Origin of the sequence: Sorangium sp. So ce726, from assembly GCF_051521405.1 — a bacterium.
Classification (GTDB): domain Bacteria; phylum Myxococcota_A; class Polyangia; order Polyangiales; family Polyangiaceae; genus Sorangium.
Genome location: NZ_CP150349.1, coordinates 6,020,864 through 6,045,336, shown reverse-complemented (window position 1 = coordinate 6,045,336; position 24,473 = coordinate 6,020,864). Strand labels below are relative to the sequence as shown.

The window sequence follows — 24,473 nt, the reverse complement described above, 5'->3', positions numbered from 1 at the left end:
TGCGTCAGAGCTCGAGCGTGCCGCCGAGATCGAGGAAGCGCGTCCGCTCCTCGAGACCGGCGGCGACGAACGCGCCGCGGAGGTCGTCCTCGGACTGCTGGAAGTGCGCCCATCCAGAGCGATGGATCGGCAGGATGGTCTTCGCGTCGAGCAGGCGGCACGCGGCGATCGCCTCCGCCGCGTCGAACGTGAAGCGCGCGCGGCGGAACCCGGGCGCGCGCGGGAAGCCGACAGCGCCGCAGTGGACAACGGCGAGGTCGACGGGGCGCTGGCGTCGGATCTCCGCGAGCGTGGCCTCGAGCGCTGGAAAGAGCACGGTGTCGCCCGAGATCCAGACGCGCGGGCCGTCGTCCACGTCGACGAGGAAGCCGGTCACCTCGTGGGCCTGCGGCGCGTAGCCCGGACCATGGCGGGCGACGATCGTCGTGACGGTGACCGGTCCAACGCGTGTCTTCGCTCCAGGGGCGAGCCCGACGGCGCGTCCGCCGAGCCCGAGGCCGCGGCCCGGCGCATCCTTGGTCGCCGCGGGGCGGGCGAGTCGCCGCGCGCTCGGGACCGTCGTCACCACCCGGCCGACGCGCGCCTCGTCGGCGACGAGCGCGCGCCCGGCCAGGTCGAGGTTGTCGGCGTGATGATCGTGGCTCAGAAGGACGGCGTCGAAGGAGCCGAGCGACGCCGGGCTCTCTGGCGTCACATAGCGCTTCTCCGTCGCGAACCACGATCGCGGCACGAACCACGGCCCGAAGTCGTAGGCCGTCCCCACCTCGTCGAACACCGGATCGGTCAAGAACCGTGTCTCGCCGATGCGGAGGACGAGCGTCGCCGTCCCGAGGTACGTCAGCTCCATGGCGCAGCTCCCGATCGTGCGAGCATGGCGCTAGCCACGGTCGAGGCCGGGCGCCTGGCCACGCCGGCCCCGGGCGCACCTGTGGCGTGGGTCAATTGGGGTTTGGACATCGGGGTCGACGATGTATCGCGATCGGGCCGGCGCAGCAAATCCGACCAAGGTCGGGTGTCATGTCGGGCGAACCTGCGCGAGCGCCTCCCGAATGGCGCCGATGAGCTCCCCGCTTTGGAGGGAGGGCGCGCCGCGGCGACGATTCTGAGGTGAGTGGGGTTCATTGTCCTCACTCGGCAGTGCCGGGAGCGATGAAGTGCAGTGGATGTTTGCGCGGGTCTGGAAACTTCTGCCCGATACGGCAACCCGAGGACGAGGTCTCCTTCCCAACGTTTCGCCTCGCTTGATCAATGCATGCATACCCGGGCATGCTCCGACCATGAAGGTCCTCGTTCCGTCGCGTTGGTCGCTGGGTACGCTCGCCGCTTGCCTGGCAGTTGCGGCTTTCACGGGCTGTACCGGCTCCGGGGAGGTGAAGGACGACAACGGGAGCGGCGGATCGATCGCGGGATCCACGGTCGGGAGCGGTAGCGGTGGTCAACCGGGCGCCGGGGGCGCGGGCGCTACCTCCGGTACCGGAGGCGTCACGGGGAGCGGCGGCGCGAGCAGCAGCGGCGGGCTCCCTGGTGCGGGCGGAGCGACGGTTGGAGGTGGCTCCACGGGCGACGGCGGCGGGTCCACAGGCGACGGCGGGTCCACGGGCAGCGGCGCGAACACCTGCCCGCCGGCGACACCCCTGACCGGAGGCAGGGAGTATTGCTCGAACAGCCGAGGCAATGCGGGCAATGGATACGGTTATGAGCTCTGGGCCGAAGGAGGCGGATCGGGCTGCATGACCGTGCACGGCGTCGACGCCACGTTCAGCGCGGAATGGAACAACGTCGAGGATTTCCTGGCGCGCGTCGGGCTCGACTTCAACCAGACCAAGAAGCACACCCAGATCGGCACCATCTCGGCGGAGTTCGCGCATACCAAGACGGAGGAGGACGGCGGCTTGACGTACATCGGCATCTACGGCTGGACCGTCAACCCGCTGCGCGAGTTCTATATCCTCGACGACTGGGGGAGCGAAAAGCCGGCAGGTTTTTCTTCCGACGGGACGCCGCGGGACGAGGTCGGCACCCTCACTGCCGATGGCGAGACCTACGACGTGTGGAAAAAGACCCGCGTGAACAAGCCGGCCATCACGGGGCCAAGCGAGACGTTCGATCAGTATTTCAGCATCCGGCGGACGGCTCGCACGTGCGGCACCATCTCCGTTTCCGAACACTTCACCAAGTGGGAAGCGCTCGGCCTTTCCCTGGGGAATCTGCACGAGGTCAAGTGGTTGGTCGAGGCCCAGTCCAACAGCGGGACAGTCAAGTTCACGAAGGCGACCGTCGTCGTGAAATGAGCGAAGGCGTCCAAGGACATCGGACATCCAGCTCGGCATGGCCAGAGCGCGCCTGCGCCTCCTGGAAATCGCGGCAGGATCTCTGACCCGCTCTACGAAGCCGGCTCCGCCTCGAGGTCCTGCGTGACGGTGACGCCCGCGGCGCGGTAGGGCGCCAGCGCCTCTTTCGACACGCCGCGCTCGGTGAAGAGCCACGTGAGCTCGCTCAGCGGCGCGACCACGTACGGCGACACGGTGCCTAGCTTGTCCGCGGTCACCAGCGCGACGACCTCGGCCGAGGCCTCCACCATCGCCCGCTTCACGTACGACTCGTCGAGGTCCAGCGTGGTGACGCCGAACGTCGGATCGAGCGTGCACACCCCCAGGTAGCAAAGGTCCGCCCGGATCTGGCGCACCCCCGCGATGGTCACCCCGTCGGCGGCGGCCAGCGGATCCTTGCGCATGCGCCCGCCCAGCAGGACCACCTCCACCCGCGGGTGCTCCGAGAGCGCGATGGCGACAGGAGGGCTGTTGGTCACGACCGTCGCCTCGAGATCGCGCGGGAGGTGGCGCGCCACAGCCACGTTGGTCGTCCCGCTGTCGATGAACACGACCTGACCCCGCTTGATCAAGGTCGCCGCGGCCCGCGCGAGCTCTTCCTTGGCCTTCGGCCGCTCTCGCTCGCGCGCAGGGAAGCTCGGGTTCACCCGCGAGACCGGCAGGCCGCCGCCGTGAACCCGCTGCAAGAGCCCCTCGTTCGCCATCTCGCGCAGATCGCGCCGGATCGTGTCCTCCGAGACGCCGAAGGCACGGCTCAGCTCGGCTGCCACCACCTTTCCGTCACGTTCCAGTACCGCGAGAATATGCTGGCGCCGCTCGGCCACCATCAGGCCGGAGATGTCTGCGTTGTTTTGCACGATTGTTCCTGTTTGTGCACGAAGATGCTTGCTTCGGTCCGATCCGGTCCCAAGATCTTTCCCTGATGTTCACGAAAATGCACGAACCTTCCGGGGAGCCTCCAACTTTCACCGCCGTCCTCCGGACGGCCTTCCCCGGGCCGCGGCTGTGCGCCAGCGGCTCGCCTGGTCCTGCGCGGGGGGTGCTGTGATGGGCGCCCCCCTCTCGCTCGTTGACGACGTCGCGCGCGCCCGCCGCGCCGTCTCGGTCATGTTCGTGGCGAACGGCATCGCCTTCGCGTCGTGGGCCGCGCGCGTCCCTGCGGTCCGCGAGCGGCTCGGGCTGCGCGACGGCTTGCTCGGCCTCGCCCTCCTCGGCCTCGCCTGCGGCGCGATGCTCGCCTTCCGCGCCGCCGGGCCGCTCGTCGCCCGCTTCGGGAGCCGGCGCATCACCCGCGTCTCGGCCCTGCTCCTGTGCGCGGCGTTGCCCCTGCCCGCGCTCGCGCCTTCGTTCGCCGCGCTCGTCGCGGCCCTCCTGCTGCTCGGCGTGTGCAACGGCCTCATGGACGTCGCGATGAACGCGCAGGCCGTCGAGGTCGAGCGGCGCTCCGGTCGGCCCATCCTCGCCTCGGTCCACGGCATGTTCAGCCTCGGCGGGCTGATCGGGGCGGCCCTTGGCGCGCTCGCGGCCGACCGGGCGCTGTCGCCCGCGGCGCACCTGGTCGCCGTCGCCGCCGTCCTCGCCGCGGCCGTCGCGCGCGAGGGCAGGGCGCTCTCGGCCGACGCGCGCCCCGAGCCCGCGACCGCGGCCGCCGCCGGGACCGCGCGCTCGACCGGGCTCCTCCTGCTCGGCCTCGTCGCGTTCTGCTCGTCCGTGGGCGAGGGCGCGATGGCCAACTGGTCGGCCGTCTACCTGCGCGACGAGCTCCACACCACCGCGGCCTTCGCGGCGACAGGCTACGCCGCGTTCTCGCTGGCGATGCTCCTCGGGCGGTTCTCCGGGGACGGGCTGACGCAGCGGTTCGGCGCCGATCGGGTCGTGCGCGCGGCCGGGGTCGTGGTCGCAGGCGGGCTCGGCGCGGCGCTGCTCGCCAACGCCCCCATCGCCATGCTGCTGGGGTTCGGGTGCGTGGGCGCCGGCCTGTCCGTCGTGGTGCCGCTGGTCTTCCGCGCCGGGGCGAGCGCCCCCGGCGTCGCGCCAGGCAAGGCGCTGGCGACGCTCGCCACCCTGTCGTACGGCGGCTTTCTCGTCGGCCCTCCGGCCATCGGCCTGGTCTCCGATCGCCTCACCTTGCGCGGCGGCCTCGCCCTCGTCGTGGCGCTGGCCCTCGTGATCGTCGCGCTGGGCCCGGCGGTCATCCGCGGGCCCGCGTCCCGCGCCTCCGCCGCCCGCACGCCCGCGCGCCCGCAGGCGATCGGGGCGCACTGACCGCGGGCACCGGCGCGTGGCCTCCCGCTCGGGGCGATCTCCTGGGAGCTCGCGCCGAGGGATCAGCGCTTGCGCCACACCGTCGCCAGCCACGGCTGCTGCTCGCGCGGCCGGCCCGCCGGTCGATAGTAGTGCTCGATCTCCTCGAACCCGGCGGCGATCACGTGCTCCCGCCACCGATCGAGCGACCAATAACAGCCGTACCGGTCGCCCGACCACCCCTCCCGATCGTCGCCGCGCGGGTTCGAGCTGAAGAGGACGCCGCGCGGGCGGAGCGCGGCGTGGAGCTCGCGGAGCACGCGCGGCAGCTCCTTGCTCGGCACGTGGAACAGCGACGCGTTGGCGAATATCCCGTCAAAGCGCCCGGCCTCGAGGTCGAGGTGCAGGAAGTCCTGGTGGAGCACCTCGCAGCCCGCGTGTCGCCGCGCCATCTCGACGAACCGCGCGGACCCGTCGAGGCCGACCGGGGTGTGTCCCGCGGCGCGGAACGCCGCGAGATCGCGCCCTGGGCCACAGCCGAGATCGAGGATCGTGAACGGACCTGCCCCCTCCAGGGCCGCGAGCAGCGCGGCGCGGTTCTGCGAGACGTCGTGATCGCGGGTGCCCTCCCAGAACGACAGGGCGTGATCATCGTAGTGAGCCAGGGTCCTCTCGGTGAGCGCGGAGCGCCGGGGGGCGCTGTCGTCGTGCATGGCGGCAGTGTGGGCCGGGAGCGGACCGCCGAAAAGGACCGCGAGGCGCTCGTGGTGCCGCCGCCGCCCGGCCCGCGTGCGCCCGCTCGGCGCTATCCCTCCATGCGGCGCGCGCCTACCCTGAGGCTGGCGCATGCGCGGACCCACGAGCTCGACCTCCCATCCGTACCGCCTGTCGATGCCGTTCCGCGCGCTGAACGCGGTCGGGGCGCGGATGGGGCGCTCGGCGCTCCGTGCGCTCGCCCCCCTGGACGTCGACGTCCTGTCCGAGCGCGCCCGGCGGCGCACGGGCCTGACCGATCCCGGCGAGGGCTGGTTCTGGGAGGGGCTGCGGGTCCTCTCCGCCTCGCTCGAGGACGAGGCCGAGCTGGCCCTGCTCGGGAGGCTCGGCTTCGGCGAGGAGATAGAGCGGCAGATCGCGAATCGGCTGCTGCTGCGCGAGGATATGCGGCGCGAGCCGCGGATCGCCGAGCAGCGCACGCCGCGCCCGGTCTTCATCGTCGGCTATCCGCGGACCGGCACGACGCTGCTGCACAACCTGATGACGCTGCACCCGGACGCGCATGCGCCGCGCTTCTGGCGGCTCCACGCGCCGTCGCCGCCGGTCCGTCCCGAGGACGAGGCCCGCGATCCCCGGCGCGCGGCGGCGAAGCGCCGCGTCCGCCTTGCGCACGCCATCTGTCCGATCTTTGCCACCATCCACGAGCTTTCCGCGGACGGCCCGGAAGAGTGCGTGTTCCTGATGCAGAACACCCTTCTCCCCTGTGTCCGCGCCGAGACGCCGTCGTACAGGAGGTGGGCGCTCGCGCAGGACCTCGTCCCGGACTACCTGCATCACCGCCGCCAGCTGCAGGTCTTGCAATGGGGGCGCCCCGAGGGGCGCTGGGTGCTCAAGTCTCCCTTTCACCTGCCGGCGATCGCCGCGCTGCTGCAGGTGTATCCGGACGCGTGCATCGTGATGACGCACCGCGACCCGCTCCGGGTGGTCCCGTCGTTCTGCAGCCTCGTCGCGGCCGCGCGCGCGATACACCAGCGGCGGGTCGAGCCGCGCGCGGTCGGCCCGAGGGCCATCGAGCTGCTCGGCGCCATGATGGACCGCTTCCTCGAGGCCCGCGCGCGGCTCGATCCGGCGCGGTTCTTCGACGCGAGCTACGAGGAGCTGACCGCGGATCCCGGCGGGCTGGTGCGGCGCATCCACGAGCGCTTCGGCCTCGGGTTCGACGGCGCTGTCGCCGCGCGGATCGAGGGGTGGATGCGCGAGCACCCGCAGCACCGCTGCGGGGTTCATCGCTACGCTCTCGACGAGTTCGGGTTCACCGAGCGGGAGGTGCTGGACCGGTTCGGCGGCTACCTGGAGCGGTTCGGCGAGCTCGCCGCGGGGAAGCGAGCGCGGAGCTGAGCGGGAGAGCGGGAGTGCCGCATGTCGGGCTCAGGCGGCGTCGAGCCAGGCCTCGAGCTCGGCGGCGAACGCTGCCGGCGCGTCGAGCATCAGCCAGTGGCTGGTCTCCGGCAGCACGACCGCCGTGAGCGCGGGCCTCAGCGCGTGGAGGCTTTGCGGCCATGCGTTCGAGGGGGCGATGATCGCGTGGGCTCTGGCGCCCGGGGCGGCGAGGTAGCGGTCCAGCGCGCCCACCGACTCGAACTGCAGCAAGCTCCGGGTCATGCCGAGCAGCCGGTCGTGCGGCGTGGCGGCGAGGCGCGCCAGCACCACCTCCTGCGTCGCGGGCGTGCTGCCCCCGAGCGCCTCGCTGAACATCGCGCGCGCGACGTCACGCCAGCCGTCCGCCGCGAGCGCGGCGAGGTAGGGCGGGAACTGCTGCGCCTGGACCTCTGCCGGGAGCTGCGTGAAGTCGCGGGGCGGATCCGCCAGCACGAGGCGCGCGACCCGCTGCGGATGGGCGGCCGCGGCGGCGAGCGCCACGAGCGTGCCGTAGCTGTGGCCGACGAGCGCCACGCGCGGGAGATCCAGGGCGTCGAGGACCGCAAGCACGTCGACCGCGCAGGCGGCGGGCGTGTAGTCCGCGTCGGGCGGGGGCTCCGACGCGCCGTGTCCGCGGAGGTCGATGGCCACCGCGCGTCGCCGGCCAGCGACGTGCGCGAGCGGCGCCTCCCAGAAGCCGGCGTGGCCGACCATCCCGTGCACGAGCACGACCGGCAGCGCCTCGCGCGAGGGACCCGCGCCCGCGGCGGTAGGAGCGCCCGTGGCCGGATGATCGACGATGTGGAGCGCGCCCGCAGGGCCCGCGACGGTCAGGGAAGGCATGGGCGTCTGCTACCTCGGTGTGTGGGGCCGCGTGAAGGGGCCGTGTTGCGCTGCGAGGGCGGAGCGTAGGCGAGGCGCTTGTTCGAAGCAAAGGTGCTCACCCAGGAGCGCTTCGCCGTGAGCCACACGCAGGTCGATGTCCTCGGAGCCGAGGAGAACCGGTCGCCGAGCCGATATGGCCCCTTCAGGAGCACCGGTTCGAGGTGAACGACATGCCTGTTGACGACCAGGCCGCGGCAGAGCGCCCCTGGGAGCGTCTTCTCGCTCTTTCCGCGAGACACTGAGTTGGCCCGTTGTCCGCTCCCCAGCACCAGGGGAGGGCTCAATTCCGTTCCATGTCCCACGCGATGGATACCCTCTCCGGGGGCCGGGCGGCCTGGCGGCGTCCCAACCACCCAGACGCGAGCCTGCCTGTGCCGCGAGCCGCTACGCCTCCGCGCGGTGCAGCTTCTGAACGAACGCCGCGAGCCCTGGTGGTGACGACGTGAAGTGGATGCGCACGACGTCCTCGGCGCGCGCGTCGAGCTCGATCACCTTCGCGTGCAGCTCGCCGCCGAGCTGCTCGGCGAGCGGACCGGACGGGTGGATCTGGAGGTTCGTGAAGGGCGCGGGCCGGGGATGCAGCCGCAGCACGGCGCCGAAGGGCGAGAGTCCGAGGATGAAGGCGGATTGCGGCTCTCCCTCCACCCGCTTTCCCGCGAGGCGCGCGCACACGACTGGCAGCGGCGACGAGAGCGAGAGGATCTCGACCCGCCGCTCGGGCAGGTAGAGCCGCTCGGGGTTGTCGAGGCCCAACACCTCGTGGACCAGCACACGGTTCGAGAACCCCTTGACGGCCAGCGCGTGGCTCTGGCCGAGCAGGAGGCCCGCGCCGGCGGCGCGGCGCGTGGTGTCCGCGATCAGGATCTGGCGGCCCACCGTGCACGACTCGATGCGGGACGTCAGGTTCACCTGGGCGCCCACCACGCCGTATTTCGTGCGCGCCTCGGAGCCGATGTTGCCGACGACGACCGGGCCCGTGTTGAGCGCGATGCCCATCTGCAGCGTCGGCAGGCCCTCCGCGCTGTTCTTTTCGTTCACCGCGTCCATCGCGATCTGCATCTCGAGCGCGCAGGCGACCGAGCGGCGGGTGTCGTCGCCCGCCGGGAACGGCGCGCCGAAGAGCGCGAGGATCGCGTCGCCGATGAACTCGATGATCGTGCCGCCGCGCGCGACAATGATGCGCGCCATCTCGCCGAGATAGCCGTTCAGGAGCCGCATGACGACGTCGGGCGCCATGTTCTCGGTCATCGTCGTGAAGCTGCGGAGGTCCGTCATCATGATGGTCACCTCGCGCTCCTCGCCGCCGAGGAGCTGGGCCTCGGGCGAGGAGAGCAGGCGGTTCACCACGTCATCGCTCAGGTAGCGGCCGAACGTCTTGCGGATGAACTCGCTCTTGACCGACAGCTCCGCCGCGAGCTGCGAGAGCTGCTCGCGCGAGCGCTTCAGCGTGAGCTGCGTGTCGAGCCGCCCGAGCAGGATGTCGAAGTCGATCGGCTTCGTCACGTGGTCGTTGGCGCCGAGCTTGAGCGACTCGACGACGTCCTCGCTCGCGCCGCGCGTGGTCACCATGATCACCGGGAGCTCGGCCTGCGACCGGCTCTGGCGCAGGGCGGAGAGCACGCCGAGGCCGCTGATGCCGGGCATGTTCACGTCGAGCAGCACGGCGTCGAAGCGCTCGCGCGCAGCGAGCCCGAGCGCGCGTGGTCCGTCCTCGGCGGACGCGGTGCGGTAGCCGTTGTTCTGCAGCACCCGGCAGAGGACGTCGCGGTTGCCTCGGCTGTCGTCGACAACGAGGATGGTCCCGCGCCCGCTGCCCTCGATCTCGGCGTGGACCGCGGGCTCCTCGTGCGGGGAGGGGATGCTGACCTTCACGCTCGAGGGCGCGTCCTCGTCGCCGTTCTCCATCGCCTGCACGATGGTGAGCAGCTTGCGCGACGCGAGCTCGATGTTGCGGATGTCCTCGATGTGCTGAGGCGCGACCTTGCCCTGCAGCGACGCCACGAGCAGGCGCGTGTAGCCGAGGATCTGGTTGATCGGCGTGTACGGGTCGTGGCCGCCGCCGTGCGGCTCGTGGAGCCGCTGCGGCTCGCGCCCCGCGGACGACCTGGCAGCCGCCGCGGGCTGGTGCGCGGAGGGCAGCCCGCCGGTCGCCGTGCGCCTGCCCGGCGATGAGGCCGGCGCGTGGCCGCGGCCGGCGTTTTCGTCGCGCGACGCCTCCGGGACGCGCGAGCTCGGGGGCTCGGGCGGCTGGGTCGCGGGCACCGCGGCGGCGCCCTCGGACGGGTCCCACCGATCGAACGGATCCTGCAAGGTGTAGCCGCTGCGCGCCGCGGCCGCGGCCGCGGCGGTCGGCCGCTCTCGCCAGCCGCGCGCCTCCTGCGACGCATACGCGCCGTGCGGAGAGAGCGGGACGCTCGGCCGATCCCGCCGCACGCGCGCGTCGGCCGGGAAATGGCTGCCGCGCGCCGGGGGCGGCGCGTGCTGCTGAGGCGGCGGGAGGGTGCTGCCCCCGCGGTTCGATGCGGGCGCTGGCGGCAGGGCGCTGCCGCTGCCGGCGCTGTTGCGCGTGGGAGGCGGCGCCGACGGCAGGGCGCTGCTGCTGGCGCTGGCGCTGGCGCGCGACGGGATCGTCTCCGGCGGGGTCCCTCGCGACGGCACGGGGCTGACCGTTGCCTTTTTGGGCGCGTCCTTGTCGGAGGGGGATCGGCTCATGGTTCCGGCGATTCTACGCCTGCGCGCGTAGACGCAACCATGGATGACACCCGCGCTTCATTTTTTATCGCACCCCTACGCCTCAGCTTCAGCCTCGGCGCGGGTGGATTTCCTCCGCTGGCGTACGCGCGAGCTCCGCGGGCGTCCAGGCCGTCCTCGGCTGGGTGAACTCTTTCAGTGAGCCGGCATCCAGAAGACGAGAGGCTTCAATCCTCCTCCAGGAGACAACCCGCCTGTCGCGGCGCGTGATCCAGGGAGGCGCGAGCGCACCCCGCGCGGAGCTCGGACAGGCCCGCCCTCCGATGTCGGACGATGGCGACCCCCAATGGGTCTCGCCGCGTCCTCGTGACTCCCGCGCTGGATGACGACACGAGCGCCACCCTCCATGCTGCCCGGACGGTGGTTGTGGGGTTAAAATGAAAGACTTTTTTCGAAGTCAAGAGGCGATGAGCCCTCTCGCGCACCGGAGGGCTCATCTGGCGTGGCGAGGTGGGCCCATGGATGAAGCCGCAGCGGATCGCGAGCCATCGCCGCACGACAGGCACGCTTGTTCCCGGGCTCCCCACCTGATGATCAGGTGGCCTACCTTCAACTCCGTTGTTCAGCGTCACCGCGCGCGACGACGGGTGCTTTCGACCGGCCAGATGAACCTGGCGCTCCGCATGCGCTCATGCGCCGACACCGGCGCACGGTGGATGTCCGTCCATGTGGCCGTATCGCACATGAGTGCTCCATGGCCCCTGCGCTCCTGGGGGATGGAAGAGACGGGTCGGCTTCAATGTGCGCGGGTGCGCGACACGCGCGCAAACGTGACACAAGTGAGACAGGAACAGGCGTGGCGGAGAGCACTTTGTTTCTCTTGCAGAGGCAATGAAGGCGTCGTAGTGATCTATTTACGCCATTCGGGCGAGTTTCCCGCCGGAGCTGACGGAACCACCGGCTCGGGCCTGTGCGAGAAGGAGTAGCAGAGGTATGCCCCTGCACACCGGACAGATGGTGACGCCATCGCTGAGGCTCGTGCGCATCCTCCGGCGGGGCGGGATGGGGAGCATCTGGGTTGCCGATCGCCTTCCGCTGAAGGCTCAGGTGGCCGTGAAGTTCATGTCGCCCGAGTACGCGGATGACCCGGGCTACGTCGAGCGATTCCGGCGAGAGGCGGTCGCTGCGGCCCAGATCACGAGCCCGCACGTCGCGCAGGTCCTCGATCACGGCTTGACGGCGGAGGGCATGCCGTACATCGCGATGGAGCTCCTCCGCGGCGAGGACCTGAGGGTCCGTATCAGCCGCCAGGGCCGGCTGCCGCTCGGCGAGGTGGCGCGTATCGTGGCGCAGGCGGCCAAGGCGCTTGGGCAGGCGCACCGGCTCGGCATCGTCCATCGCGACATCAAGCCGGACAACCTGTTCCTGATCCAGGTCGATGGGGAGACCTTCGTCAAGGTGCTTGACTTCGGTATCGCCCGGCGGGTCCGGGACCTGCGGGTCACCTCGACGGGGAACGTGGTTGGGACGCCGCTCTACATGAGCCCGGAGCAGCTCGTCACCCCGAGGGATCTCGATTTCCGTGCGGATCTCTGGTCGCTCGGCGTCGTCGCCTACCATGCGATGACGGGGCGGACCCCGTTCGCCGGAGAGACGCTCGCGGCGCTCACGCTCGCCGTGCACAGGGGGCGGTTCACGCCGCCCAGCGCGCACCGGATCGACGTGCCGGCCGCCGTCGACGAGTGGATGACGAGGGCCCTGCAGCAGGATCCGAGCGCGCGCTTCGGGTCGGCGAAGGAGATGGCCGACGCGCTGGAGCGCGCGCTGTCGTCGCGCAAGTGGGGCACCGAGACGCCGGCCCCGGCGGTCCGGGACGCGGGCGCGGAGAGCGCGGTCGAGGCGCCGCCCGTGAGCTCGCAAGACGGCGTGGTCACCCGGCGCAACCCTGTCATGACGTCGCCGTCGATACCGGTCGTCGAGGCGGATCTCTGCGATGACGACGGCGGCGATGGCACGACGTCGGTCCTCGGCACGGCGTTGGGCCGCAAGAATCGCAAGCGGCCATCCGTGCGGCTCGCTGCAGCCGCCGCGATCGGCGCCGTGCTGGCCGGCGCCAGCCTGTTCTTCGGCGTCCGGTTCGCCGCGCCCGCTGCCGACAGCGCCGCGCTCGCCGCCGTCGCCCCCCGCGCCGGGCTGGCGAGCTCGACCGAGGCGACGCTTCTCGCCAGCGTGGTGGAGGCACCCCGGCCGCTGGTCGCGCCGGAGCTCCAGGAGCCGGTCCAGGCCGCGGCGGCGCAGCCCGAGAGCGCGCCCACCAGCGAGGCCTCGCGGTCGACCCCGAAGAAGAAGCCCTCCGTGCGCCCGGCGCGATCCCCCGGGCGGACCAAGACCGTTCCGTCGACTGGGCGGCAGACCCGACGCATCAAGCCCTTTCCCCGCAACGACATCGCGATGCACCGGTAGAGCTGCCAGCGCTGCTCATCGCGATGCACCGGTAGCGCTCTCTGCGCTGCTCATCGCGATGCACCGGTAGCGCTCTCTGCGCTGCTCATCGCGATGCACGAGCAGCGCTCTCAGCGCTGCTCAGGGGAGCGCGGGCAGTGCACGGCTCGCTGACGCGTGCGCGGCGCGTGCCCTCAGCGCGGGATCGGATGGGATTCCTCTGCGGAGGGCCCTTTTCCTCGGCGTCGCGCCGCCGCGCGCAGCGCCTCCGCGGTCGCCTGGTCTGCCGGGAAGAACGACTCGACCGCGAGCTCGGACAGGGTGACGTCGATCGGCGTGCCGAAGACCATGGTCGTGCTGAGGAAGCTCAGGACACCGTCCTCCGTCCTGAGCCTGAGCGGCACCGCGATGGCGACCGGGTCGGGCTCGCGGGCGGGCTCAGGGCGCATCGATCCTTCCGGCGATGGATAGCGGAGGAGCTCTTCGAAGAGCGTCACGAGGGTGGGATCCGAGCTCACGTCGATCTGACGGCGCAGGCGAGAAAGCAGATGCGCGCGCCACTCGGTCGAGTTCTCGATGCGCGGCGCGAGGCCCCCTGGGTGCAGGCTCAGGCGCAGCACGTTGATCGGGGGCTGGAGGAGGGCGGCGTCGGCGCCAGCCAGGAACGGGCCGATCGCGCCGTTCGCGGCGACGAGGGTCCAGTGCCGATCGATGGCGACCGCCGGATAGGGCTCGTGGCCGGCGAGCACCAGATCAACCGCCCTTCGCGCCGCCGCGAGCGCGGGATCGCCGAGGCTGCGCTCCGGATAGAGCGGCGCGTACCCCGCCGCCACGAGGAGCTGGTTGCGGTCGCGCAAGGGCACATCGAGGCGCTCCGCCAGGTGGATCACCATCTCGCGGCTCGGCTGCGCGCGGCCGGTCTCGAGGAAGCTCAGGTGGCGTGTCGAGATGTCGGCCTCGCAGGCGAGGTCGAGCTGGCTCATTCGACGGCGCTGGCGCCATTCGCGCAGGAGACCCCCGATCGGCGGGTGTGAGCTCATCATCGCGAGTCGACCCTAGCACGCGGGGAAATGACGCCCATTACCTGGGAGGTAATCGACCCCATGCGGAGGGCGCCTCAAGGTGAGCCGTGTCAGGGGCGCTGCGGACTCCCGGCGCGCCACGCGCGTCCGACGTCGAGCAGGTCCCGCTCACCGAGGGGCGATGAGCCCCCGACTGCAACGAAAGGAGCCCACCATGTCGTTCGTGATCTCTCCTCACTTCCTGCGCCGCGTCCTCCTCGCCGACGCGGCCCTCAGCGGCGCCACCGGGCTCCTCATGCTCGCGGCCGCGGCGCCCCTCGCCGGCCTGGCCGGCCTCCCCGAGGCGCTGTTCCGCTGGGCTGGCGCGAGCCTGCTCCCGTTCGCGGCGCTCGTCGCATGGCTCGGTACGCGCGAGCGTCCGGCGCGGGGGGCCGTCGTCGCCGTCGTCGTCGCGAACGCGCTCTGGGTCGTCGACAGCGTGCTCCTCCTCGCGCTCGGCTGGTTCGAGCCGACGGCGGTCGGCTATGCGTTCGTCGCGGCGCAGGCGCTCGCCGTCGCGCTCTTCGCGGAGGCGCAGGTCATCGGCCTGCGCCGCGCGCAGGCGGCCGCCTGAGAGCTCTCATCTCGCCGGCAGGAGCCGGCCAGCCCCAGCGCCCATCCACGCGAGCGCGCCGCGCGTCCGGTCCTTCGCCTCTCCTTCGATGACCTCGCCGTGGGCGACGACGACGCGCTCGAAGTCCCACGCGAGGACGTCGGCGACGCTGCGCGCCGCCGCAGCGCGATCCCTCATGAGCACGCGCCACACGTGGTCCTGGGCGGTCTTCTTCCACACGCCGCCGACCCAGAGGAAGACCTTCATGGCGAAGCTGCGGGCCTCATGCACGTTGAAGAGGAGATCCGTCACGATGAGCGTCCGCGACCGCGCGTGCAGGAACGCGTGCTCCGCGATGTACGGCACGCCCTCGATGAGGCGTACGCCGAGATCGTCGCCGATCTCCGGTGCGACGCCGGATCGGGGCAGCGGGGTGAAGCGGAGGCCGGAGAGCTTCTTCTCGAGCCCGGGCGCCCCGAGCACGCTCGCGCGCGGCCAGCGCTCGGTCGCGGCCCTCAAGAAGACGTGGTGGAGGTAGCTCGGGGCGACGAGGGCGCGCACCTCGCCGAGCGCATCGATCTCCCGGGCGGTGTCGTCATCGAACGCCAGCGGCGAGTGGATGACGATCCCGCCGTCGGCCCGCCTCACGACGGTCGTGCGCGCCGGCAGATCGCCGAACGGCAGCCGGAAGTCCCTCTCGTACGCCCACACGTCCTCGGCGATCGCCCGCAGCATGCCGTCATGCAAAGTCGCGTATGATCGTGGTGTCAAGGCGCGTACCCGCAGAAACGCGAAGGATGCCTACCGCCGCCGCTCGGCCTCGATGGCGGCCTGCACGGCAGGGCGGGCGCCGACGCGCTCCCTGTAGCGGCCGAGGACGGGCCATCCGCCGAGATCGACGCCCGCGAACCTCGTCCACGTCGTCACGGTATAGAGGTACGCGTCCGCCACCGTGAACCGCTCGCCGAGGAGGTACGTCGTGCCCTCGAGGCGCTGCGCCACGTAGGCGAAGCGCCGGCCGAGGAGCGCCCTCGCCGCGTTCTTCTGCTCGTCCGGAACCCTCGGCTTGAAGAGCGGCGAGAACTGCTTGTGCAGCTCGGTGCTGATGAAGCTCAGCCACTCCTGCAGCCGGTAGCGGTCCAGGGTGCCGGCCGGGGGCGCGAGCCCGGACTCGGGCCTCCGATCGGCGATGTACTGGACGATCACCGGCCCCTCGGTGAGCACCTCGCCGCCCTCGATCTCGAGCGCGGGCACGTAGCCCTTGGGGTTGATCAAGGTGAAGTCGGCGCCCGACCTGGTCTTCTTCGTGCCGAGGTGGACCTGATCGAGCTCGAACTCGAGGCCGGCCTCGCGCAGCGCGATGTGCGGAGAGAGCGAGCAGGCGCCAGGGCTGAAATAGAGCTTCATCGTGTTCTTCACAGCGGGAGCGAGAGGAGCGCGGGATCCGATCGCTACTTCAGCGTGTCGGGATCGACGCCGAGCTCCCGGAGCCTCGCCGCCAGCCGCATTGCCTGCTGCTCAGCGGACTCGGCGCGCTGCTCAGCGGACTCGGCCCGTTGCTCTGCGGATTCGGCCCGCGCCGCGAGCTCCTTGCCAGCAGGCACGAGCTCTCCCTCGGGGGTGAAGAAGCGGAGCTGCCCCTCCTCGACGCCAAGGAAGAGCTCGAGCTGAGCGCTCCACAGGCGTCCGGAAGCATCCTGGGAGAGCGGCTCATACTGCCCGTCGACGAGGTGGAAGCCGGAGAGCTCGAGCGTCTCCGGATGGAACCAGAAGTAGTCCGGCGTCCGGAAGACATCCTGGTAAATCTGCTTCTTGAGGCCGCGATCGGTGCCCTCGGTGCTGTCCGAGAGCACCTCCACGATCACGTTCGGGTACCGGCCGTCTTCTTCCCAGACGACCCAGCTCTTGCGCGGCCTCCGCTCGGTGCCGAGCACGACGAAGAAATCCGGCCCCCGGAAGTGCTCGGTCTTGAGCTGCCTGGGGCTGAAGTAGATGGTCAGGTTCCCCGCGGCGAAGAAGTCGGCCCGGTCCTTCCAGAAGAGCTCCAGGCTCTCGAGCAGCACGATCATCTGGACGAGGTGCTGGTAGCTCTCCATCGGCGGCTCGTTGCTGTACAGATCGCCCGGCGGAGCGACGACGCTCGGGTCGACGATCTCCGCCGGCATCGCGAAGGCGAGGGACGTCATGCCGGAAGCCTGCCGGAGGATCCACCCCGCAGCAAGGTCCGCGGCGCACCTCGCCCTGTCCGCGTAGCCGCTCGACAGCTTACGGATCCCGGGTGCGCTCACTTCGAAATCCGCCATCCGGCGGCGTTCCCGCCAGGGTGCTTCGTGTTCGTCCTTCTCGGCCAGCGCAGCGTCCGTCGCTGCCGCACGTCGGCGCGTGATGGCACCGCGCGCTCAAGCTCAGCTCGCTCGCGTCCGGCTTCGCGAGGGCCGCCCTCGGCGGCAGCTCGGCGCTAGGGCGTGCGCGCGCAGCGCACGCCGACGCCGTAGTCGCCGCGATAGTTCGCCGGATCGTAGGAGACCGCCGAGCGATTCGACGACAGGAGATACGGCATCAACCCCGTGTGGAAGCCGCCGCCCGGCAGCACCCGGTTCGTGGCGCCGGTGAGGTTCGCGCAATCCTCGCAGGGGCTCACGTAGTTCGCGTAGACGTCGAGGTTCCACTCCCACACGCTGCCCGAGAGATCCCACTGTCCATAGCGCCCGACGCCGAGCGGCGTGCTCCCGACGTCCGGCAAATTCACGACACCCGTACAATTGCCTCGCCTTCCGCTCGGATAGTAGCAATCGTAGATCGCGTACTGGTTGCCAGATCCGGGATCCATCGAGCCCCAGGGATACATGCGCTGCTCGTCTCCACCGGCAGCTGCATATTTCCATTCGGCCTCGGTCGGCAGAAAGCCGCCGTCCCAGATGCAGAAGGCGTGCGCCTCGTACCAGTTCATGAACGTGAGCGGCAGCATCTCGTTGTCGCCGGCGTTCGCCGTCCAGGTGCCGTACACGGTGGGGGTCAGGTTCTTGGTCCACGTGCCTGCCGCGCCCTGGCCCGTGGGAATGTACCTGTCCCAGCTCGAGTTCCACCCAGATTCGAAGCTTCCGCGTTTCGCGCTATCGGCCACACCCTGGCCGTCATTCAGATGCGTGTGTTTGCCGCTGCCCGCCGCGGGCGGGGAGCCGCCGGCGACCAGGTAATTGACGTACTGCCGGAAGCGGCCCACGGTCATCTCGTATTTATCCAGGCGAAACGAGCTCACCATCGCGGAATCTCTCGTGTTGGTCGCTCGGCTGCCGTTGTTGCTGTACGTTCGATAGAACGTGCCGCCCGTGACCAGCAGGCTCGTGCAGCAGCTCTCATTACCGTCCGGGCCACACGTCGAGAGCCCTGGTCCGCCGGGCGCGCAGCTCGGCGGCTCGTCGACGCTCGCGCTGCCGCCGGATCCACCGCTCCCGGACGAGGCCGAGCCGCTGCCCTGACCGCCCGTGCTGTTGCCGCCGCTGGATGTGCCCGCGCCTCCGCCGCTGCTGCTCGTGGTGCCGCCGCTGTTCGTGGTACCGCCGCTGCTCGTGGCGCCACTGCTGCTCGTGGCGCCGCCGCCGCCGGCGTCACCCGGGCTCGATCCATCGGCGCCGTCGCTCCCGCATGCCGCAGCGCCGAGCGCGAACGCGGCCCACCACGCGCCATGCCGCTGCCGTCCGCCTTCAGGGAGCGCGGCGGCTTCCACATAGGGGGCCAGTGCGTGCGCGGTGCGGCGAGGCGCCGCGTTGCATCGGAGCTGCGTTGTGTGTTGCCCGCGGAGCATGTGCGGAAAGTACTCCACTCGACCTGGCATGTCTCCACAGAAATCGAAGACAGCGACGCTCATGGACTGCCATTGTAAATTTGCTGCCCTGTCCGTTCAGCCCGAGCGTTCATGTCTCCACAGAAATCGAAGACAACGACGCTCATGGACTGCCATTGTAAATTTGCTGCCCTGTCCGTTCAGCCCGAGCATCCACCGGCTCGCCGGCTGGATGGGGAGCGGGGGCCGCGGCGGCGCGCGCAGTTGCGCGGGAGGCGGACGCTGCGCGGTCCGCGCGGCGGGTCCGGTGGCGGCGGCGCTCCGGGCGAGCCGGACAGGACAGCGGTGGTAGCGCGGGAGGAAGCAGGGCGCGGGCGGGGCCGCGTCGCGTCCGGTGAGGGAGGACGCGCGCAAGCCTCGGCCGTCGGGCGAGCGAGCTGCCCAGGAGAGCTGAAATTCAAACCGGAGGGCGCCGAGACCCGCCGGAGCAACCTTCGGTTCGCGCGCTGACGGCGGCGCCGGGCAGACGCCGGACGCCCGGCAAAGCGCAGTCGAGATAGAGCAGGTGGTTGAGCCCGAGCTGTGGCCGATCGGCGGCTCGCTCCTGCCGCATGACAGGCCGTTGCTCGACCGGGTAATGTGTTGCCTAACTCCTGCGGCGCGCCTCGAGCCGCGCCCTGAACCCCTCATTGGCCGAGGTGTGTGTCTGGCCCTCGAGACGGGCCTTCTCGCCGGAATCGGACGAGGATCGCCGCTGGTCCGACGCTTGCTCAACAGCCCCGGCACAGCGCGCGGCGCGTCGCTGCGGCCCCGGACGGCTGGGCGCCGGAAACGCGGAGTTATCACCCACCAGCGCAGAAGGAGTCTCGATGCTGCTGCATAGCAGGTTCGACCACGTCGCCAGGAACACCATCGACTACTGGATGAAGCCCGACAGCGCCAACCTGTCGGCGGCCGAGCTCCTCGACGCATGGACCCTGGCGCCATGGCTCGACCGCGCCACCTTGCAACTCTACCTGCACGTCCCGTACTGCGCCCAGAAATGCAGCTTCTGCGCGTTCTCCGGCGGAAATTCCCTGAGCTTCAAGATGGCCGACCGCTACGCGGATCTGCTGATCTGGCAGATGCGCGACCTGCTCGGCCGCAGCCAGGCCAAGGGCAGGCCGATCGCCTCGGTGAACATCGGCGGTGGCAGCCCGGATCTATTGCGCGCTCACATCGGCAAGGTGCTCCGGGCCGTCCGCGACCTGCCGGGATGCACGAACAGCACGGAGATCTCGGTCGAGTTCACCCTCTCCACGGTGACCGACGAGTTCATCGACGCGTTGATCGAGCACCAGGTCACGAAGGCCAGCTTCGGTGTTCAGGTCCTCGATCCCGCCATCCGGCGCCAACTCCTCATGCCGTCGGTGCTCCGGAACATGGATGAGACATGCAAGAAGCTCGCGCGCGGCGTGCCGATCATCAACGCCGACCTGATGACGGGCTTCCCGGGTCAGACCGTCGAGTCGGTGCTGTCAGACCTGGAGTGCATCGTCGGTCATCCACATATCAACGCCGTCAGCAGCTATCTCCTCACGCCCGGCGCGGCGCCGAAGCTCGTCGGGGATATCCAGGCCGGCAAGGTCCCGGCGCAGCCCCGCCACGAGCACCAAGCGCTGTTCAGGCTGCATACCTACGCGACATTGCTGCGTCGGGGATGGATACGGAAGGGGACCAACACCTACATGAACCCGGACAAGATCCCGGAGCGCGCCCTCTCCATCGTGGCAGGCAACGAGTGCATCGGCGCCCGGCGATACGAGGATTTTCTGATCGGCGCAGGGGCCCAGGCTATCTCGTCGATCCCCGGCGCGCGCGTCGAGAACATCGTCGACATCGATGCGTGGAGCGCAGTCGCCGAGCGGGGCGAGCACGGGTTCTCGCTCGACAAGTCGTCCCTGTCACACCAGCGCGACATGGCGCTGTGGGTCTTTCCGCTCATGGGAGACGGGCTCGACGTCAGCGAGTACGAGGCGCTGCGAGGGTCCGGTGCGCTCGACGAGGCGCAGATGGGCAACCTTCGTTCGTTCATCGAGGAGGGGCTGATCTTCCGGTCGGGGGACCGCTACCAGCTCACCATCACGGGCGAGGTGTTCATGGGGCACCTCGTGCGCAACCTCAAGAAGGAGGCGGATCGAGGCGTCCTCGATGACTACATCGATGAGGGATACACCCTCGGGCAGCTCGTGGCGAAGAACAAGATCGTGCCGAAGAACGCCACCAACAACAGACAGCTGTTCCGTCAGATCGTCCGAGGTGCCGACAGTGAGCACTGAGGTGCTGCTGGCCTACTGCATGGCTATCTTCGTCGCGTCCATCATCCCGGGCCCATCGATGCTGCTCGCGCTCGCCAAGGGCGCAAACCACGGCTGGGGGGCAGGGGCGCTCTCCGGGGCCGGAAACATCGCGGCGTCGATCGCGCAAGCGGTCGCCTCCTACCTCATCATCCGTGAGGTCGGCAGCCTGTCGAGCTCACTCTTGCTCGGCATGAAAGTCGTGGGGGCGCTGTACATCTTCTACGTCGGCTGGACGCTGATGGGCGTCGCCAACTTCGGGAGCGGCCGTGAGGTCGCGGCGCGGTCCGGGTCGTCGTGGCAGCACGTCCGCGACGGCTTCATGTTCGCCATCGTCAACCCCAAGGCGATCGTGTTCTTCGCCGCCCTCTTTCCCCAATTCGTGGGGCGGAACGCGGCGGGCGGCGTGATCGCGATAGGCGTCCCGATCGTCACCATCGGCTTCGCCTGCTTCATGATCTATGTCGTGGCGGGCCGCGTGATGGTGGAGATCCTCGGGCACGGGCGGCACGTCGGGAAGATCTTCGGCATCTGCATCATGCTGTGCGCGCTGGCGCTCCTCTTTGCCCGGATCGCCTGAAGAACACCTCGGGGCGCGCGATCCTCCTCGACCCTGGTCCGCCGCCTCGGCGCCGCTGCACGGAGGCTGCAGCCTCCAGCAGGTGGAGGCGCGCGCCTCGCGCCACGGCTCTCAGGTGAGCGCCGCCGCACGCGAGCCGTTCATTCATCCGACGCCCTCACCGCTCGCCGCGAATCGCTCGCGCCCGCGAGTTCCCTGCGGGTGCAGGCCGGCTCCCGCTCGTCGCGAGGGCAGGGGCCGAGGCGCCGGGCGCGTCATCTCCCCACCTTGCGGCCCGCTGCTTGCTTGACCGCTGCTCGCAGCTGGATGCGCGCGACGCACGCCGCGACCTACCCGGAGACCTCACGATGACCGAGCCGCCGTTTCCCCTCGTCCCTTCGCCTCATTCGCCGGCGCCTGCGACGCCGAGCCTCCATCGTCCCATGGCCCCGGACGCGCTGCCCCGGCGCGGCGCCGCGGCGCTCCTCGTGACGGCGGGCGTGCTCTGGTCGAGCGCGGCGGCGCAGGCGGCAGAGCCCGACTTCAACCACGATGGTTACGCCGATCTCGTCGTGTCGGCTCACCTCGAAGACGTGAGCGCAGCGCAGGACGCAGGCGTGGTCCACGTGATCTATGGATCGAGCCAGGGTGCCTCCGCGACCGGCGCCGGGGGCACCGGACGCACCGATCAGTCGTTCGCTGCCGGCTCGCTCGGGATCGCAGGTGTCGCGCCGGAGGCGTGGGACCACTTCGGCAAGGCGGTCGCCTGGGGCGACTTCAACGCCGACGGGTGGACCGACCTGGCGATCGGCATCCCGTCCCGGGATGTCGATGGACTGGACGGGGCAGGAGCGGTGGCGATCATCTACGGCCTCCCGGCCCAAGGCTTCCTCGCGGCAGGGCTCCGGCCGGGCGGCATGGATGGCAATGCGAAAGCACAGCTCATCACCCAGGACTCCACCGGCGTGGCCGGGACCGCGGAGGAGGCAGACAAGTTCGGCACCGCGCTCGCGGCGGGCGACTTCAATGGCGATGGCATCGACGACCTCGCCGTCGGCGCGCCGCGGGAAGATTATCCCACCGGTGGCGTCAACATCATCTATGGCTCGGCCACGCCCCAGGGGCTGGGGTACGGGAAGGCGGGCACCTTCCGGCGCTGCCTCGCGCCCCAGGGGAGCATCTGTCCCTCCCTCTTCCTGGCAGGCTCGACGCTCGCTGCTGCCGATTTCGACGGCGATGGTTACGACGACCTCGCGATCGGGAGCGACTGGTACTCGCGAGGCCTCGTCACGCTCCTCTACGGTACAGCGTCCGGCTTCGCAGCGAGGGACCTCTACATCCTCCGACAGGACTACGAGCTGCCGGGGCCGTCCAACGAAGGGGACGAGTTCGGCGCCGCGCTCGCCGCCGGAGACTTCGACGCCGACGGGTTCGCGGATCTCGCCGTCGGCGCGCCCGAGGACTTCGTGCCCGTGCTCGGCGGATACGACGCACCTCAGGGATCCGTGAGCGTGGTCTATGGCACGAGCGACGGGCTGTCGACCCTCGGCAGCCAGCGCTTCTTCCCGTCCTTCCTGGGGAACCCCGGGAACGAGCTGATCGGGTTCGGTAGCGCGCTCGCCACCGGCAACCTCGACGGGCAGCACGGGGACGATCTGGTGATCGGCGCGCCGTACGAGTCGGGAGCAGGGTACTCCGGGAACGGCGCGGCGTACATCCTCTATGGCATCTCCGGCGGGCTATCCATCCTCTCCCGCAGGCACTGGACTCAGGAGAGCTCCCTAGGGGCCTTCCTCTTCGCTCCGATATGCGACGAGTTCTACGGGAACGGCGATCACTTCGGTGAGGTGCTCCGCGCGGGCGACTACAACAATGATGGAAAAGCGGATCTCGCGGTCTCTGCGCCCGGAAAGAGCCTGACAGCCGACGTCGGCCACGAAGGGATGGTCTTCGCGCTCACCAGCGGCGGTAACTTCTTCGACAGCGATCCGCGCAACTTTTCATCCGTGCGGTCGCTCCGGCAGGGGAGCGATGGCGTGAACGACCTCGGCCAGGCGAACGATGGCTTCGGGCAATGACACCTCGATAGGGCCGAACACGGCGACGCTCGGCCGCGGGCCGAGGGACAGCGCGCCTCGGACGAGCGCGCCGGGCGGCGTCTCCTCGAGCGCGGTCAGTCGACCGGCAGCGGGCCGGTAGCGCCACCGCGGCCGGGCGGAGCCCCTCCGCCGCCTGCCGTTGGCGCTGCGCTGGGTCGGGGCACTGGGTCGCGTCGCCGCCGCGGCCTACACTCCCTTCGCATGTCCCCCGCATCGCCCACGCCGCCTGCCACGGCCGACTCCGCCGTGCTGATCGAGCGCGCCCGCCGGCTCGCGACGCTCGTGCTCGCCCCCTCGTCGAACGCCACGGATCAGGCTGCGGCGGTTCCCCGAGAGCACATCCGCGCCCTCGCGGACGCAGGTCTCCTCGGGATCGCGACGCCTGCGTGCCACGGCGGCCACGGCGCCCCGTCGCAGGTCGCGCGCGAGGTCCTGGAGATCCTCGCCGGCGCCTGCGGTGTGACAGCGTTCGTCCACATGCAGCACGCCGCCGCGTGCCCGCTCATCGCGCGCGGCGACAACGAGGCGCTCAAGGAGCGCGCCCTGCCTCGCTTCGCCTCTGGAGAGCGCTTTTGCACCGTGGGCTTCTCGCACGTCCGCCGCCCGGGCCCGCCGATGGTCAGGGTGGAGCCCGACGGCGACCGGTTCCGCTTCGACGGCACCGTGCCCTGGTTGACCGGCCATGGGCTCGCCGACGATGCGGTCATCGCGGGCGCGCTCCCCGATGGCCGCTTGATGTACGTCCTGACATCGCTGGATGCGGGGGATTCCATCGAGGCATCGCCGCCGCTCCGCCTGAGCGCGATGAACGCCTCGGCCACGGTGTCGCTGACGCTGCGCGATCTGCGCGTCGGCCCCGAGCAAGTGATCGCCACCCTGACGCGCGAGCAGCAGGCCGCCCGCGACGTGGCGGGATTGCTCACGCCGTCGGCGCTCTCCCTTGGCGCGGCCGGCGCCGCCGCGGCCCTGCTCGCGGACCTGGCAGAGCGCCGCGGCAGCGCGCGCCTGGCGGGCGCCGCGCGAGCGTTCGAGGACGAGCGGGAGGCCGCCCGCGCCGAGGTCGATGCGTGGGCGGACCGGCCGGAGGCAGAGGGCTATGCAGAGCATGCGGTCCGCGTTCGCGCCTGGTGCATCGATCTGGGCGTCAGGGCCGCGCACGCCGCGGTCGCTGCGACCGGAGGCAGCGCCAACCTCCTCGACCACGCCGCGCAGCGCCTCTTCCGCGAGGCGATGCTCTATTCGCTCACGGCCCAGACGCGCGACCTGCAGACAGCGACGGTGGAGCGGCTGCTCGAACGGGCGACTCGCCCCAGGTCGGGGTAACGGCCGCGACCCGGCGGCTCTCTCCCGCTATCC

Annotated in this window: 20 protein-coding genes; 10 read left to right on the top strand and 10 right to left on the bottom strand. The window is 70.6% G+C overall.

What is annotated here, in order from left to right:
- Positions 1 to 4 precede the first annotated feature (4 nt).
- Positions 5 to 847: an MBL fold metallo-hydrolase gene (locus WME79_RS22570; RefSeq protein ID WP_437538826.1), complete on the bottom strand. Its 843-nt coding sequence runs from the start codon at positions 845 to 847 to the stop codon at positions 5 to 7.
- A 430-nt stretch (positions 848 to 1,277) separates the two neighbouring features.
- Here WME79_RS22570 and WME79_RS22565 point away from each other — a divergent pair, with 430 nt between their 5' ends.
- Positions 1,278 to 2,291 (top strand): glycoside hydrolase family 11 protein, encoded by a 1,014-nt coding sequence (locus tag WME79_RS22565; protein WP_437538824.1) that lies wholly within the window; start codon positions 1,278 to 1,280, stop codon positions 2,289 to 2,291.
- Between the two features lie 92 nt (positions 2,292 to 2,383).
- Here WME79_RS22565 and WME79_RS22560 read toward each other — a convergent pair whose 3' ends face one another.
- Complete coding sequence (locus tag WME79_RS22560) at positions 2,384 to 3,187, bottom strand: DeoR/GlpR family DNA-binding transcription regulator (protein WP_437538822.1); 804 nt, start codon at positions 3,185 to 3,187, stop codon at positions 2,384 to 2,386.
- A 190-nt stretch (positions 3,188 to 3,377) separates the two neighbouring features.
- On the opposite strand from WME79_RS22560, the gene WME79_RS22555 reads away from it, so the two are divergent.
- The gene (locus WME79_RS22555; protein ID WP_437538820.1) at positions 3,378 to 4,595 is read left to right on the top strand and encodes an MFS transporter; all 1,218 of its coding nucleotides are present in this window, start codon (positions 3,378 to 3,380) and stop codon (positions 4,593 to 4,595) included.
- Positions 4,596 to 4,657: 62 nt separating this feature from the next.
- Here the strand turns inward: WME79_RS22555 and WME79_RS22550 are convergent, their stop codons facing one another.
- Entirely contained in the window at positions 4,658 to 5,287 is a 630-nt protein-coding gene (locus WME79_RS22550; protein ID WP_437538818.1) for a class I SAM-dependent methyltransferase, read from the bottom strand.
- A 133-nt stretch (positions 5,288 to 5,420) separates the two neighbouring features.
- Here WME79_RS22550 and WME79_RS22545 point away from each other — a divergent pair, with 133 nt between their 5' ends.
- Positions 5,421 to 6,686 carry a sulfotransferase family protein gene (locus WME79_RS22545; RefSeq protein ID WP_437538816.1) on the top strand — a complete coding sequence of 422 codons (1,266 nt, stop codon included), beginning with the start codon at positions 5,421 to 5,423 and terminating at the stop codon, positions 6,684 to 6,686.
- Positions 6,687 to 6,716: 30 nt separating this feature from the next.
- Here WME79_RS22545 and WME79_RS22540 read toward each other — a convergent pair whose 3' ends face one another.
- The gene (locus WME79_RS22540) at positions 6,717 to 7,550 is read right to left on the bottom strand and encodes an alpha/beta fold hydrolase (protein WP_437538814.1); all 834 of its coding nucleotides are present in this window, start codon (positions 7,548 to 7,550) and stop codon (positions 6,717 to 6,719) included.
- A 78-nt stretch (positions 7,551 to 7,628) separates the two neighbouring features.
- On the opposite strand from WME79_RS22540, the gene WME79_RS22535 reads away from it, so the two are divergent.
- Positions 7,629 to 7,757 carry a hypothetical protein gene (locus WME79_RS22535; RefSeq protein WP_437538813.1) on the top strand — a complete coding sequence of 43 codons (129 nt, stop codon included), beginning with the start codon at positions 7,629 to 7,631 and terminating at the stop codon, positions 7,755 to 7,757.
- Positions 7,758 to 7,976: 219 nt separating this feature from the next.
- On the opposite strand, the gene WME79_RS22530 is transcribed toward WME79_RS22535, so the two are convergent.
- On the bottom strand, positions 7,977 to 10,304 hold the full coding sequence (locus WME79_RS22530; protein ID WP_437538811.1) for an adenylate/guanylate cyclase domain-containing protein: 2,328 nt from the start codon (positions 10,302 to 10,304) through the stop codon (positions 7,977 to 7,979).
- Between the two features lie 972 nt (positions 10,305 to 11,276).
- On the opposite strand from WME79_RS22530, the gene WME79_RS22525 reads away from it, so the two are divergent.
- The gene (locus tag WME79_RS22525; protein WP_437538809.1) at positions 11,277 to 12,746 is read left to right on the top strand and encodes a protein kinase domain-containing protein; all 1,470 of its coding nucleotides are present in this window, start codon (positions 11,277 to 11,279) and stop codon (positions 12,744 to 12,746) included.
- A gap of 173 nt (positions 12,747 to 12,919) precedes the next feature.
- Here the strand turns inward: WME79_RS22525 and WME79_RS22520 are convergent, their stop codons facing one another.
- Positions 12,920 to 13,768, bottom strand: coding sequence for a helix-turn-helix domain-containing protein (locus tag WME79_RS22520; protein WP_437538807.1), 849 nt, complete (start codon positions 13,766 to 13,768; stop codon positions 12,920 to 12,922).
- Positions 13,769 to 13,961: 193 nt separating this feature from the next.
- On the opposite strand from WME79_RS22520, the gene WME79_RS22515 reads away from it, so the two are divergent.
- Positions 13,962 to 14,360, top strand: coding sequence for a hypothetical protein (locus tag WME79_RS22515; RefSeq protein ID WP_437538805.1), 399 nt, complete (start codon positions 13,962 to 13,964; stop codon positions 14,358 to 14,360).
- 6 nt (positions 14,361 to 14,366) lie between these two features.
- Here the strand turns inward: WME79_RS22515 and WME79_RS22510 are convergent, their stop codons facing one another.
- The 4 genes from WME79_RS22510 to WME79_RS22495 form a co-directional block, all read right to left on the bottom strand.
- On the bottom strand, positions 14,367 to 15,074 hold the full coding sequence (locus WME79_RS22510) for a DUF4336 domain-containing protein (RefSeq protein ID WP_437538804.1): 708 nt from the start codon (positions 15,072 to 15,074) through the stop codon (positions 14,367 to 14,369).
- A gap of 66 nt (positions 15,075 to 15,140) precedes the next feature.
- Positions 15,141 to 15,746: a glutathione transferase GstA gene (gene gstA, locus WME79_RS22505; protein WP_437539911.1), complete on the bottom strand. Its 606-nt coding sequence runs from the start codon at positions 15,744 to 15,746 to the stop codon at positions 15,141 to 15,143.
- A 44-nt stretch (positions 15,747 to 15,790) separates the two neighbouring features.
- Positions 15,791 to 16,525, bottom strand: coding sequence for a Uma2 family endonuclease (locus WME79_RS22500; RefSeq protein WP_437538802.1), 735 nt, complete (start codon positions 16,523 to 16,525; stop codon positions 15,791 to 15,793).
- 272 nt (positions 16,526 to 16,797) lie between these two features.
- Positions 16,798 to 18,207: a formylglycine-generating enzyme family protein gene (locus WME79_RS22495; protein ID WP_437538800.1), complete on the bottom strand. Its 1,410-nt coding sequence runs from the start codon at positions 18,205 to 18,207 to the stop codon at positions 16,798 to 16,800.
- Positions 18,208 to 18,992: 785 nt separating this feature from the next.
- On the opposite strand from WME79_RS22495, the gene WME79_RS22490 reads away from it, so the two are divergent.
- The 4 genes from WME79_RS22490 to WME79_RS22475 all read left to right on the top strand — a co-directional run bounded on the left by WME79_RS22490 (position 18,993) and on the right by WME79_RS22475 (position 24,440).
- Complete coding sequence (locus WME79_RS22490) at positions 18,993 to 20,441, top strand: radical SAM protein (RefSeq protein ID WP_437538798.1); 1,449 nt, start codon at positions 18,993 to 18,995, stop codon at positions 20,439 to 20,441.
- Positions 20,431 to 21,039: a LysE family translocator gene (locus WME79_RS22485; protein WP_437538796.1), complete on the top strand. Its 609-nt coding sequence runs from the start codon at positions 20,431 to 20,433 to the stop codon at positions 21,037 to 21,039. Before WME79_RS22490 ends, WME79_RS22485 begins: the two co-directional genes overlap by 11 nt.
- 422 nt (positions 21,040 to 21,461) lie before the next feature.
- Positions 21,462 to 23,096, top strand: coding sequence for a hypothetical protein (locus WME79_RS22480; RefSeq protein WP_437538794.1), 1,635 nt, complete (start codon positions 21,462 to 21,464; stop codon positions 23,094 to 23,096).
- Positions 23,097 to 23,318: 222 nt separating this feature from the next.
- On the top strand, positions 23,319 to 24,440 hold the full coding sequence (locus tag WME79_RS22475; protein WP_437538792.1) for an acyl-CoA dehydrogenase family protein: 1,122 nt from the start codon (positions 23,319 to 23,321) through the stop codon (positions 24,438 to 24,440).
- Positions 24,441 to 24,473 lie beyond the last annotated feature (33 nt).

What these genes read in the sequence shown, in the direction of transcription:
- WME79_RS22545 (WP_437538816.1), top strand. Translation starts at nt 5,421, where the DNA reads ATGCGCGGACCCACGAGCTCGACCTCCCATCCGTACCGCCTGTCGATG.
- WME79_RS22490 (WP_437538798.1), top strand. Translation starts at nt 18,993, where the DNA reads ATGCTGCTGCATAGCAGGTTCGACCACGTCGCCAGGAACACCATCGAC.
- WME79_RS22515 (WP_437538805.1), top strand. Translation starts at nt 13,962, where the DNA reads ATGTCGTTCGTGATCTCTCCTCACTTCCTGCGCCGCGTCCTCCTCGCC.
- WME79_RS22520 (WP_437538807.1), bottom strand. Translation starts at nt 13,768, where the DNA reads ATGATGAGCTCACACCCGCCGATCGGGGGTCTCCTGCGCGAATGGCGC.
- WME79_RS22510 (WP_437538804.1), bottom strand. Translation starts at nt 15,074, where the DNA reads ATGCTGCGGGCGATCGCCGAGGACGTGTGGGCGTACGAGAGGGACTTC.
- WME79_RS22540 (WP_437538814.1), bottom strand. Translation starts at nt 7,550, where the DNA reads ATGCCTTCCCTGACCGTCGCGGGCCCTGCGGGCGCGCTCCACATCGTC.
- WME79_RS22550 (WP_437538818.1), bottom strand. Translation starts at nt 5,287, where the DNA reads ATGCACGACGACAGCGCCCCCCGGCGCTCCGCGCTCACCGAGAGGACC.
- WME79_RS22495 (WP_437538800.1), bottom strand. Translation starts at nt 18,207, where the DNA reads ATGAGCGTCGCTGTCTTCGATTTCTGTGGAGACATGCCAGGTCGAGTG.
- WME79_RS22555 (WP_437538820.1), top strand. Translation starts at nt 3,378, where the DNA reads ATGGGCGCCCCCCTCTCGCTCGTTGACGACGTCGCGCGCGCCCGCCGC.
- WME79_RS22565 (WP_437538824.1), top strand. Translation starts at nt 1,278, where the DNA reads ATGAAGGTCCTCGTTCCGTCGCGTTGGTCGCTGGGTACGCTCGCCGCT.
- WME79_RS22525 (WP_437538809.1), top strand. Translation starts at nt 11,277, where the DNA reads ATGCCCCTGCACACCGGACAGATGGTGACGCCATCGCTGAGGCTCGTG.
- WME79_RS22570 (WP_437538826.1), bottom strand. Translation starts at nt 847, where the DNA reads ATGGAGCTGACGTACCTCGGGACGGCGACGCTCGTCCTCCGCATCGGC.
- WME79_RS22480 (WP_437538794.1), top strand. Translation starts at nt 21,462, where the DNA reads ATGGCCCCGGACGCGCTGCCCCGGCGCGGCGCCGCGGCGCTCCTCGTG.
- WME79_RS22475 (WP_437538792.1), top strand. Translation starts at nt 23,319, where the DNA reads ATGTCCCCCGCATCGCCCACGCCGCCTGCCACGGCCGACTCCGCCGTG.
- gstA (WP_437539911.1), bottom strand. Translation starts at nt 15,746, where the DNA reads ATGAAGCTCTATTTCAGCCCTGGCGCCTGCTCGCTCTCTCCGCACATC.
- WME79_RS22530 (WP_437538811.1), bottom strand. Translation starts at nt 10,304, where the DNA reads ATGAGCCGATCCCCCTCCGACAAGGACGCGCCCAAAAAGGCAACGGTC.
- WME79_RS22500 (WP_437538802.1), bottom strand. Translation starts at nt 16,525, where the DNA reads ATGACGTCCCTCGCCTTCGCGATGCCGGCGGAGATCGTCGACCCGAGC.